General features: G+C 60.2%; 9 protein-coding genes. 3 read left to right on the top strand and 6 right to left on the bottom strand.

Annotation, left to right across the window (positions count from 1 at the left end; genetic code table 11):
• Nucleotides 1–2 precede the first annotated feature (2 nt).
• From glgC to glgP, 3 genes are all read left to right on the top strand, one after another.
• A complete protein-coding gene (gene glgC, locus ACJ8PE_RS21155) occupies nucleotides 3–1280 on the top strand; it encodes a glucose-1-phosphate adenylyltransferase (protein ID WP_004930810.1) in 1278 nt (425 codons plus the stop codon).
• Nucleotides 1281–1415: 135 nt separating this feature from the next.
• On the top strand, nucleotides 1416–2846 hold the full coding sequence (gene glgA, locus ACJ8PE_RS21150; RefSeq protein ID WP_197793255.1) for a glycogen synthase GlgA: 1431 nt from the start codon (nucleotides 1416–1418) through the stop codon (nucleotides 2844–2846).
• Between the two features lie 140 nt (nucleotides 2847–2986).
• Entirely contained in the window at nucleotides 2987–5434 is a 2448-nt protein-coding gene (gene glgP / locus ACJ8PE_RS21145) for a glycogen phosphorylase (RefSeq protein ID WP_033645307.1), read from the top strand.
• Nucleotides 5435–5493: 59 nt separating this feature from the next.
• On the opposite strand, the gene glpD is transcribed toward glgP, so the two are convergent.
• The 6 genes from glpD to ulaG form a co-directional block, all read right to left on the bottom strand.
• Nucleotides 5494–7002, bottom strand: coding sequence for a glycerol-3-phosphate dehydrogenase (gene glpD, locus ACJ8PE_RS21140; protein WP_004930801.1), 1509 nt, complete (start codon nucleotides 7000–7002; stop codon nucleotides 5494–5496).
• 246 nt (nucleotides 7003–7248) lie between these two features.
• Nucleotides 7249–8007, bottom strand: coding sequence for a DeoR/GlpR family transcriptional regulator (locus ACJ8PE_RS21135; RefSeq protein ID WP_004930797.1), 759 nt, complete (start codon nucleotides 8005–8007; stop codon nucleotides 7249–7251).
• 50 nt (nucleotides 8008–8057) lie between these two features.
• The gene (gene glpG / locus ACJ8PE_RS21130; protein ID WP_197760654.1) at nucleotides 8058–8894 is read right to left on the bottom strand and encodes a rhomboid family intramembrane serine protease GlpG; all 837 of its coding nucleotides are present in this window, start codon (nucleotides 8892–8894) and stop codon (nucleotides 8058–8060) included.
• Between the two features lie 171 nt (nucleotides 8895–9065).
• A complete protein-coding gene (glpE, locus tag ACJ8PE_RS21125) occupies nucleotides 9066–9392 on the bottom strand; it encodes a thiosulfate sulfurtransferase GlpE (RefSeq protein WP_004930790.1) in 327 nt (108 codons plus the stop codon).
• Between the two features lie 84 nt (nucleotides 9393–9476).
• Nucleotides 9477–10232 carry an HTH-type transcriptional regulator UlaR gene (ulaR, locus tag ACJ8PE_RS21120; RefSeq protein WP_033651753.1) on the bottom strand — a complete coding sequence of 252 codons (756 nt, stop codon included), beginning with the start codon at nucleotides 10230–10232 and terminating at the stop codon, nucleotides 9477–9479.
• Between the two features lie 111 nt (nucleotides 10233–10343).
• Nucleotides 10344–11408: an L-ascorbate 6-phosphate lactonase gene (gene ulaG, locus ACJ8PE_RS21115; protein WP_033645303.1), complete on the bottom strand. Its 1065-nt coding sequence runs from the start codon at nucleotides 11406–11408 to the stop codon at nucleotides 10344–10346.
• Between the last annotated feature and the right edge of the window lie 143 nt (nucleotides 11409–11551).

Genomic DNA, 11551 nt, shown 5'->3' with positions numbered 1-11551 from the left:
CTATGGTTAGGTTTGAAAATAAAGACCCCCTGATGTTGGCGCGCCAGTTGCCGATTAAATCCGTAGCGCTGATCCTGGCCGGTGGCCGCGGTTCACGTCTGAAAGATTTGACCTCCACCCGCGCCAAGCCCGCCGTCCACTTTGGCGGCAAATTCCGCATCATCGACTTCGCCTTGTCGAACTGCCTGAACTCCGGCATCCGCCGCATCGGCGTGATCACCCAATACCAGTCGCACACGCTGGTGCAGCACATTCAGCGCGGCTGGTCGTTCCTCAACGAGGAGATGAATGAGTTCGTCGATCTGCTGCCGGCCCAGCAGCGCCTCAGCACCGAGCATTGGTACAAGGGCACTGCCGACGCGGTGTACCAGAACCTGGATATCATCCGCCGCTATGAGGCCGAATACGTGGTGATCCTGGCGGGCGACCATATCTACAAGATGGATTATTCGCGCATGCTGATCGACCACGTCGAGAAGGGGGCCCAGTGCACCGTGGCCTGCCTGCCGGTGCCGCGCAGCGAAGCCGGCGAATTCGGCGTGATGAAGGTGGATGAAAGCGACCGTATCATCGAGTTCCTGGAGAAACCCGCCGATCCGCCGGCGATGCCGGGCAACCCGGATATGTCGCTGGCCAGCATGGGCATCTATATTTTTAATGCCGCCTACCTGTTCCAACTGCTGGAAGAGGATATGTCGACCCCCGGCTCCAGCCACGATTTCGGCAAGGATCTGATCCCGAAAATCACCGCGCAGCAGGCGGCGTGGGCGCATCCGTTTACCTTGTCCTGCGTGACGTCCAACCCCGACTTGCCGCCTTACTGGCGCGACGTGGGCACGCTGGACGCTTACTGGCGCGCCAATCTCGATCTGGCGTCGGTGACGCCGGAGCTGGACATGTACGACCGCGCCTGGCCGATTCGCACCCACATGGAACCGCTGCCGCCGGCCAAGTTCGTGCAGGATCGCTCCGGTAGCCATGGCATGACCATGAATTCGCTGGTGTCCGGCGGTTGCATCGTCTCGGGCTCGGTGGTGGTGCATTCGGTGCTGTTCCCGCGCGTGCGAGTGAACTCGTTTTGCACCATCGACTCTACCGTATTGTTGCCGGACGTGAACGTCGGCCGTTCCTGCCGCCTGCGGCGCTGCATCATCGACCGCGCCTGCCATATTCCGGAGGGCATGGTGATCGGGGAAAACGCCGATGAGGACAGCAAGCGTTTCTATCGCTCGGAAGGCGGCATCGTGCTGGTGACGCGCGAAATGTTGTCAAAATTGTGAGTTAACGTGGGGGGCAGAACGATAGCCTGCCGCCCGATGAACGGTTCGATGGCTTGCGCAACGCGGCACACATAACAGCGGCAAGCCTGCTTTATTTCTTATCCAGAGGCCTTCGGCCGACTTTCAGGAGTGATAATGCAGGTCTTACACGTATGTTCTGAAATGTTCCCCCTGCTGAAAACGGGCGGACTCGCAGACGTGGTTGGCGCGCTGCCGGCGGCGCAAATCGCCGAAGGCGCCGATGTTCGGGTGCTATTGCCCGCTTTCCCTGATGTACGCAACGGCATACCCGACACCGTGCTGGTGGCGGAGATAGACTCGTTCGCCGGCCGTGTCGGCCTGCGTTACGGCACCTACCATGGCGTGGGCATTTACCTGATCGATGCGCCCTGGCTGTATGACCGGCCGGGCAGCCCGTACCACGATCAGTCCATGTACGCCTACCCCGACAACCACCGGCGCTTTGCGCTGCTGGGCTGGATGGCCTGCGAGTTGGCCAAGGGGCTGGATCGCTACTGGCGTCCGCAGCTGGTGCACGCCCACGACTGGCATGCCGGTCTGAGCTGCGCCTATCTGGCCGCCAACGGCCACCCGGCGCGTTCGGTGTTCACCGTGCACAACCTGGCCTATCAGGGCCTGTTCTGCGCCCATCACGTGACCGAGCTGTGGCTGCCGGCGTCGTTTTACGATGTTTATGGCCTGGAGTTCTACGGCCAGATGTCGTTCCTCAAGGCCGGGCTGTTTTATGCCGACCACGTGACCGCCGTCAGCCCGACCTATGCGCGCGAGATCACCCGGCCGGAGTTCGGCTACGGCATGGAGGGGCTGCTGCAGGAGCGGCAGCGGCAAGGCAGGTTGAGCGGCATCCTCAACGGCGTGGACGACAAGATTTGGGATCCGGCCCACGACCCGCGGCTGAGCGCCCGCTACGACGCCGACGATCTGAAAAGCAAGGTCAAAAACAAGCTGCATCTGCAAAAGGCCATGGGGCTGAAGGTGGACGAATCGCTGCCGGTGTTCGCGGTGGTGAGCCGATTGACCAGCCAGAAAGGCCTCGATCTGGTGCTGCAGGCGTTGCCCGAATTGCTGGCGCAGGGCGGGCAGTTGGCGCTGCTGGGTGCCGGCGACGCGGTGCTGCAGCAGGCGTTTCTGGCCGCCGCCGCCGACTACCCTGAGCAGGTCGGCGTGCAGATCGGTTATCACGAATCCTTCTCCCACCGCATCATCGGCGGCGCCGACGTCATTCTGGTGCCGAGCCGCTTCGAGCCCTGCGGCCTGACGCAGCTCTACGGCCTGAAATACGGCACGCTGCCGCTGGTGCGCCGCACCGGCGGACTGGCGGACACGGTCGTGGACTGCGCGCTGGAGAACCTGGCCGACGGCACCGCCAGCGGATTCGTGTTCGACGATTGCGACGCCGTCGCGCTGGGCAACGCCATCCGCCGCGCCATGGTGCTGTGGAGCCGGCCGAAACACTGGCGCCACGTTCAGCGCCACGCCATGAGCGTGGACTTCGGCTGGCCGGTGGCGGCGAAAGAGTATTTATCGCTTTATCAACGCTTGTAGCCCGCGATTCGCGTCGCGAGTTGACGCGCGGCGGGCAACCGTAAGGGTAGATTGTCGGGGCGCAGCGTACCGCGCCCATGTTCAGCGGGGCCAGCTATTCCGCGGCGGATGGCTGGGCTCCCCATTAGGGATTAAAAGCCATGACTTCACCGTTTAGTTACACCTCACCTACGGTCAGTGTGGAAGCGCTGAAACATTCCATTGCCTATAAGCTGATGTTTATCGTCGGCAAGGATCCGGCGATCGCCAACCGCCACGACTGGCTCAACGCCGTCCTGTTCGCGGTGCGCGATCGCATGGTGGAGCGCTGGCTGCGCTCCAACCGCGCCCAGCTGTCTCAAGACGTGCGGCAGGTGTATTACCTGTCGATGGAGTTTCTGATCGGCCGCACGTTGTCGAACGCGCTGCTGTCGATGGGCATTTATCAGGACATCGACAACGCGTTGAACGAGATGGGGCTGAACCTGGCGGAGTTGCTGGAGGAAGAGAACGACCCCGGGCTCGGCAACGGCGGTCTGGGCCGGCTGGCGGCCTGCTTCCTCGACTCGCTGGCGACGCTGGCGCTGCCGGGGCGCGGCTACGGCATTCGCTATGAGTACGGCATGTTCAAGCAGAACATCGTCAACGGCCAACAGATGGAATCGCCGGACTACTGGCTGGAGTACGGCAATCCGTGGGAGTTTCCGCGCCATAACACCCGCTACAAGGTGCGCTTCGGTGGCCGCGTGCAGCAGGAGGGGGCCAAGGCCCGCTGGCTGGAGACCGAAGAGATCGTGGCCATCGCCTACGATCAGGTGATCCCCGGTTTCGACACCGACGCCACCAACACGCTGCGGTTGTGGGGCGCGCAGGCCAGTAACGAGATCAACCTCGGCAAGTTCAATCAGGGCGATTACTTCGCGGCGGTGGAAGATAAAAACCATTCGGAGAACGTGTCGCGCGTGCTCTATCCGGACGATTCGACCTCCTCCGGGCGTGAATTGCGCTTGCGACAAGAGTATTTCCTGGTGTCGGCCACGGTGCAGGATATTCTCAATCGCCATTGGCTGATGCACAAAACCTTCGACAACCTGGCGGACAAGATCGCCATTCACCTCAACGACACTCACCCGGTGTTGTCGATTCCGGAGCTGATGCACCGGCTGATCGACGAGCACAAGTTCAAGTGGCTCGACGCCTGGGAAGTGGTGGAGCAGGTATTCTCCTACACTAACCACACGCTGATGAGCGAGGCGCTGGAGACCTGGCCGGTGGACATGCTTGGCCGCATCTTGCCGCGCCATCTGCAGCTGATTTTCGAGATCAACGATCACTTCCTCAAAATGGTGCAGGAGGTGGCGCCGGGCGACAACGATCTGCTGGCGCGGGTCTCGATCATCGACGAAACCAACGGCCGTCGGGTGCGCATGGCGTGGCTGGCGGTGGTGGCCAGCCACAAGGTCAACGGCGTTTCCGCCCTGCATTCCGAACTGATGGTGCAGTCGCTGTTCGCCGACTTCGCCCGGCTGTTCCCGACTCGTTTCTGCAACAAAACCAACGGGGTGACGCCGCGTCGTTGGCTGGCGCTGGCCAACCCGCCGTTGGCGGCGGTGCTGGACGACTGCATCGGCCAAACCTGGCGCACCGATCTCAGCCAGCTGAGCGAGATCAAGGCCAACATCGATTACCCGAGCTTCCTGCAGGCGGTGCAGCGCGCCAAGCGGCAGAACAAGGAGCGGCTGGCGCTGTACATCGCCAAAACGCTCAACGTGGTGGTTAACCCGGATGCGCTGTTCGACGTGCAGATCAAACGCATTCACGAGTACAAACGGCAGTTGCTCAACGTGTTGCACGTCATCACGCTGTATAACCGTTTGCTGGCCGACCCTGATATCGAGCGCGTGCCGCGGGTGGTGATCTTCGCCGGCAAGGCGGCCTCGGCCTACTATGCTGCCAAGCAGATCATCCGCCTGATCAACGACGTGGCCAAAGTGATCAACAACGATCCGCGCGTGCATACCCAGTTGAAGGTGGTGTTCATTCCGAACTACGGCGTCAGCCTGGCGCAGATCATCATCCCGGCGGCGGATCTGTCGGAACAGATCTCGCTGGCGGGCACCGAAGCCTCGGGCACCAGCAATATGAAGTTCGCGCTGAACGGCGCGCTGACCATCGGCACGCTGGACGGCGCCAACGTCGAGATGCGCGAGCACGTGGGGGAAGAGAACATCTTTATCTTCGGCAATACCGCCGAGCAGGTCGAGGAACTGCGCCGCAACGGTTACAACCCGCGCCAGTACTACGAGCAAGACCCAGAGCTGCATCAGGCGCTGACGCAGATCGCCACCGGCATGTTCAGCCCTGAGGAGCCGAAGCGCTATGGCAATTTGTTCGACTCGCTGGTGAACCTCGGCGATCACTATCAGCTGTTGGCGGATTACCGCAGCTATGTGGACACGCAGGACAAGGTGGACGAGGTGTATCTCAATCAGGACGAGTGGACGCGGCGCGCGGTGCTGAATATCGCCAATATGGGTTACTTCTCATCCGATCGCACCATTCAGGAATATGCGGATGAAATTTGGCACATTAAGCCGGTGAAGCTGTAAAGCGGGGCAGGAAAAAAGCAAAGGGCCGGATAACCGGCCCTTTTTCGTTACGCTGCGGCTCAGGAAGCCAGCGACAGCGCTTTCGTTTTCGCGTGTTCCGCCAGCCAGGCTTTCACGCGCGCCTGCTGCGCTTCGTCCAGCCACATGCCCAGCTTGGTGCGGCGCCAGATAGCGTCGTCCAGCTCCACGACCCACTCTTTCTCGGTCAGATAGCGCAGTTCGGCTTCATACAGACCGTGGCCGAAATCTTCGCCCAGATCGGCGAGGCCGTTGGCGCCGGCCAGGATCAGCTCGCTCTGGCTGCCGTAGGTGCGGGCATAGCGGCGCGCCAGGGCTTCCGGCAGCCAGCCGTGCGCACGGCGCAGTTTGGCCGCGTAACCGTCGCGGTCGCCGTCGATGTCACCGCCCGGCAGCGTGGCGTTTTTGGTCCACGCCGGGCCGCAGCCTGGGTAGTAGTGGGCCAGTTTTTCCATCGCATGTTCGGCCAGCTTGCGGTAGGTGGTCAACTTGCCGCCGAAGACCGACAGCAGCGGCGCCTTGCCTTGCTCGTCGTGCACGTCCAGCGTGTAATCGCGGGTGATCGCCTGCGGTGAATCGGATTCGTCGTCGCACAGCGGACGCACGCCGGAGTAAGTCCAGACGATGTCGTCGCGGCCCAGCTGCTTCTTGAAGTGATCGTTGTACACTTTCAGCAGATAAGCGATTTCGTTCTCGTCGATCTTCACGTCTTTCGGATCGCCTTTGTACTCCACGTCGGTGGTGCCGATGATGGAGAACTCGTCATTCCACGGGATCACGAACACGATGCGGTGGTCTTCGTTCTGCAGAATGTAAGACTGCGGCTGATCGTGCACGCGCGGCACCACGATGTGGCTGCCTTTGATCAGACGGATGCCGTAAGGCGATTTCAGCTTCAGGCCGTCGTCGAAGAAGTTTTTCACCCACGGGCCGGTGGCGTTCACCAGGCCTTTGGCGCGCCAGGTGAAGGTTTTGCCGCTGTCGATATCGACCGCTTCCACCATCCACAGGCCGTTTTCGCGCCATGCGCGGGTCACTTTGGTGCGGGTGCGCACTTCGCCGCCGCGTTTTTCCACTTCCTGCGCGTTCAGCACCACCAGGCGAGCATCGTCGACCCAGCAGTCGGAATATTCGAAACCGCGCTTCAGTTCAGGCTTCAGCACCGATTCTGGTCCAAAGCGCAACCCCTTGCTGCCCGGCAGGCTGGTGCGTTTGCCCAGGTGATCGTACAGGAACAGGCCGATACGGATCATCCAGGCCGGACGCAGATGCGGCTGGTGCGGCAGGCGGAAACGCATCGGGAACGCGATGTGCGGCGCCAGTTTCAGCAGCACTTCACGTTCGGCCAGCGCTTCGCTTACCAGACGGAATTCGTAGTGTTCCAGGTAGCGCAGGCCACCGTGGATCAGTTTGGAACTGGCGGAAGACGTAGCACAGGCCAAGTCTTGCGCTTCCAGTAGCAGTACCGACAGCCCGCGCCCGGCAGCATCCGCCGCGATGCCGGCACCGTTGATGCCGCCACCGATAACGATCAAGTCTTTGGTTTCCACGTCATCTTCCTCCAGATGTTCGAAATAGCTCTTTCATGTTCGTTTTCGCTCATGATTGTAATCAAAAACCAACAAGCAAGCCAAGACTTAACCAAACAAAAACATTTAGGCGTGATAGAGGTAACAGTTTGGTGATGATAGTCACACAAGCAGCATGGATATGACGCGGGCGCGCAAAAGGCTGTCGGTGAGGGGGGCTAAAGGGATGAAACGGGGCGGCGGCGCGCCCCGCAGGTTAAGGCCGAATCAGCACAGCTCCAGCTGCACGTCGTACTGTTCGATGATTTTCATCACGCTCGGCGGCGGCAGCTGGTCGGTAAACAGGTAGTCGATCAGGTTCATGTTGCCCAGGTTGACCATGGCGTTGCGGCCGAACTTGGAGTGGTCGGTCACCAGCATCACGCAGCGGGAATTTTCGATAATCGCGCGTTTGGTGCGCACTTCGTGATAGTCGAATTCGAGCAGCGAGCCGTCCATATCGATGCCGCTGATGCCGAGAATGCCGTAATCGAGACGGAATTGGGAGATGAAGTCCAGGGTGGCTTCGCCCATGATGCCGCCGTCGCGGGTGCGCACTTCGCCGCCGGCCAGGATCAGGCGGAAGTCTTCTTTGGCGGTCAGCAGGGTGGCGACGTTAAGGTTGTTGGTGACCACGCGCAGGTTCTTGTGGTTCATCAGCGCATGGGCCACCGCCTCCGGCGTGGTGCCGATATCGATGAACAGCGTGGCGCCGTCCGGGATCTGGCTGGCGACGCGCTGCGCGATGCGGGCTTTCTCTTCCGACCACATCACCTTGCGATCGTTATAGGCAGCGTTGACCGAGCTGGAAGGCAGCGCCGCGCCGCCGTGGTGACGCTGGATCTTGTTCTGGTCGGCCAGGTCATTCAAATCGCGGCGAATCGTTTGCGGGCTGACGTCAAAATGCTCGACCAGCTCTTCCGTGCTGACGTAACCCTGCAGGCGCACCAGCTCGATAATTGCGTCATGACGCTGTGTTTGCTTCACGATAATCCCCTAAAACGCCCGCTATGCCCGCTGGGCATAGCTCCCGGCTGTTATTGTTCGTTGTGTGCGCGATGACGCGTATCCCAAAATGCCATCAATAACCCTAACACTAAACCGGCTACGTGTGCCGCGTTGGCGATCGACATTCCTAAAATATCGAAATATCCGGCCACCAGCCACAGCACCGAGAACACCATCAGGCCGCGCGGCAGCATCAGGCCGCGCTCCGGCGCCCGTTCGCCCGACAGCCAGACATAGCCCATCAGCGCATAGACCACGCCCGACAGCCCGCCGAACAGCGCGCCGCTGAACAGCGATTGCGCCCAGCCGCTGAAGAACGCCGACACCACCGCCAGCACGAACAGCTTGCCGGCGCCGAGGCGTTTTTCCATCTGGCCGCCGAGATACCACCACCACATCAGGTTAAACAGGATATGCAGCAGGGAGAAATGCAGGAACGCATGGCTGACCCAGCGCCACAGCTGCGTGTATTGGCTGCTGTCTTGTGGCCAGGAGAGCCAGTACATCACGGTATCGTCGCCGAGCGCCTGCATCAGAATATAGACCGCGATGCACAGCACCATCACGCCGAGCGTCAGAGGCCCGGCCTTGCTGCGCAGGGTGTGCAGGTAGGACTCGCTCTGATAGTGCAGGCCGGCGTCGGTATGGCCGGTCTGCCAGCTGGCGGCCTGATAACGGCGGTTGAGCGGATCGACCAGAAACTGCTGCAGCTCGTGTTGCACCTGCTCGAGATGACCTTCGTCGGCCAGCCAGATTTCCGCCACCTCGCCGCTGTTGCGCAGCTCAAGCCGGATGCCCTGGGTCGCCATATAGTCGACAAAGGCCAGCGCCAGGCGCGGGTTGGATACGGCGATTACTCTAACCATTGCTCTTCCGTCGTAAGTGAATGATTTTGGCCGCCGCTTGCGCGCCGGCGACCCTGACGGCCGATTATAACGTCGAAATCCTGAGCGCTGGCAAACGGATCTGCGAAAAACCCGCGAAAACGCGCATAAAAACGAAGGGGAAGCCCGCCGACGCACGGCGGGCGGCGGGGATCAGGCAGAGGTTTCCACGTCTTGCGGATACTGACGGGCCCAGGCCTCGAAGCCGCCGTCGATGCTGTAAACCGCGTCGAACCCCTGGTGCAGCAGGTATTGCGCCGCGCTGCGGCTGCTGTTGCCGTGGTAGCACATCACCATCACCGGCCGCTCGAAGTCGTTTTGTTGCATAAAGGCCGACAGGGTGGCGTTGGTGAGGTGAAAGGCGCCCGGCGTGTGCCCGGCTTCAAAACTTTGCGGATCGCGGATGTCGACCAGGGCGGCGCTGCCCTCTTTCCAGCGGGTGTAAGCCTGTTCAACGTTGATCGCTTCGAACTGTTCCATACTGCTGACTGCCTCATTATTGGGGGACGCCGCTATTGTAACCAACTCTGCGGCGTTTAAGACCAGAGCAAGCTTGTGGTTTTCTCACACCAGCAGCACTTCTACCCCTTGTTGACGCAGTTGCTCAACGATCGCCGAATCGGCGGCGCGGCCGGTGATCACCATGGCGATTTGCTCGGTACGGCTGAACAGCATGCCGGCGCGTTGGCCGACTTTGCTGCTGTCGACCAGCACCACCAGTTTACCGACGTAGTTGAGCATCTTCTGTTCCGCCATCGCGGTCAGCATATCGGTTTTATACAGGCCGTCAGCGGTGAGGCCGATACCGCTGGTGAACATCCAGTGCCCGGCGTACAGGGTGGCGTCGCCGTCCTGGGGCGCCAGAGTAATCGACTGGGTTTTGTTGTACTGGCCTCCCATGATCACCACGCTGTCATGTTCCTGCTCAATCAGGTAATTGGCCAGCGGCAGATAATTGGTGATCACCTGAACCGGCTTGCCGCAAATTTCACGGCCCAACAGAAATGCGGTGGAGCCGCAATTGATCACCACGCTTTCACCCGGCTGACAGAGCTGTGCCGCGGCCGCCGCAATACGCATTTTTTCGTCCAGGTGCTGAGTTTGGTGGATATTGAGCGGCGTCCAGGCCGGGCGCGGAGTTTGTGTGGCTTCGGCGCCGTTGCGCACTTTGCGCAATTTGCCGATTTCATTCAGTTTGTTGATGTCCCGGCGCGCGGTGGCCGGAGAGATGTCAAACGCCGCGATGACGTCCGCCACGGAGATTTGCCCCTTGCGCTGCAAGAGATCGAGAATGGCGTTGTGGCGTTGGGACTCTGTCATGCGGGCTCCGTCGGAGAGAGAAAACGTCGTTGCCTATGATTATATGCGCGCCGTTTGACGATTTGAATCATTCCCGTTCAAAAGCGCGCATCCGTATGCAACACCGGTTGATTACAAGAAAGACTTGAAGGGCAGATCGGGTTCGAGGGTGAAGCAATCATCGAAACCGCGCGGGTAGTGGTACTCCAGATTGTCTTTATCCTGCGGCCAGATGAACTTGCCGCCAACCTGCCAGATAAACGGTTTAAAACCGTATTTGAGCCGGTCTTTCTTCATTTCCCACAGCACGCGAATTTCCTGCGGATCCGCCTGGAAATTCGACCATATGTCATGGTGGAAGGGGATAACGACCTTGGCGTTCAGCGATTCCGCCATGCGCAAGATGTCGGCGCTGGTCATCTTGTCGGTAATGCCGCGCGGGTTCTCGCCGTAGGAACCGAGGGCGACATCGATCTGATGATCGTTGCCGTGCTTGGCGTAATAGTTGGAGTAGTGGGAATCGCCGCTGTGATAAAGGTTGCCGCCCGGCGTTTTGAACAGGTAGTTGACCGCCCGCAGGTCCATGCCGTCCGGCAGAACGCCCGCCGCTTTTTGTTCCACCGGCAGTGTGATGAGCGCCGTGCGATCGAAGGCGTCCAGCGCATGAATTTCAATGTCTTTGATTTTTATCACGTCGCCAGGTTTGACGGTGATGCAGCGCTCAGGCGGCACACCCCAGCCAATCCAGATATCCACGCAGCTTTGCGGCCCGATAAACGGAACGGTGGCGGCGCAATTTTGCAACACCGCCGCGGCGACGTTCACATCGATGTGATCGTTGTGGTCGTGCGTGGCCAAGACGGCGTCGAGCTGGGTAATCGCGAAGGGATCCAGTACGAATGGGGTCGTGCGCAGGTTAGGCTGCAGCTTGCGCACTCCCGCCATTCGCTGCATTTGGTGGCCGGTTTTCATCAGCGGGTTGCCGTGGCTCTGCTTGCCGGTACCGCACCAAAAGTCGACGCACAGATTGGCGCTTTCTTCGGATTTGAGCCAGATACCGGTACAGCCCAGCCACCACATGGCGAAGGTGCCGGGCGCAACTTTCTCCTGCTCTATCTCTTCGTTCAGCCAGGTGCCCCATTCGGGAAAGGTGTTCAATATCCAGGATTCGCGGGTGATGTCGTTGACTTTACTCATGGGTCGTTCCTCGTTGGCGGTGATAATGCAATCACAAATAATCATTTTAAGATTTTATGTGATTTGTTTTGATCGAATCTAGCACCGTTTTTTTCAACTGACAACGTTCGAAATACACGTTAACACCGCCGGATTTACGTGCT

The organism is Serratia sp. CY74737, from assembly GCF_052166775.1.
Taxonomy (GTDB): Bacteria; Pseudomonadota; Gammaproteobacteria; order Enterobacterales; family Enterobacteriaceae; genus Serratia; species Serratia ureilytica.
The sequence above is the reverse complement of the archived record's forward strand: the minus strand, read 5'-3'. Positions and strand labels throughout refer to the sequence as shown.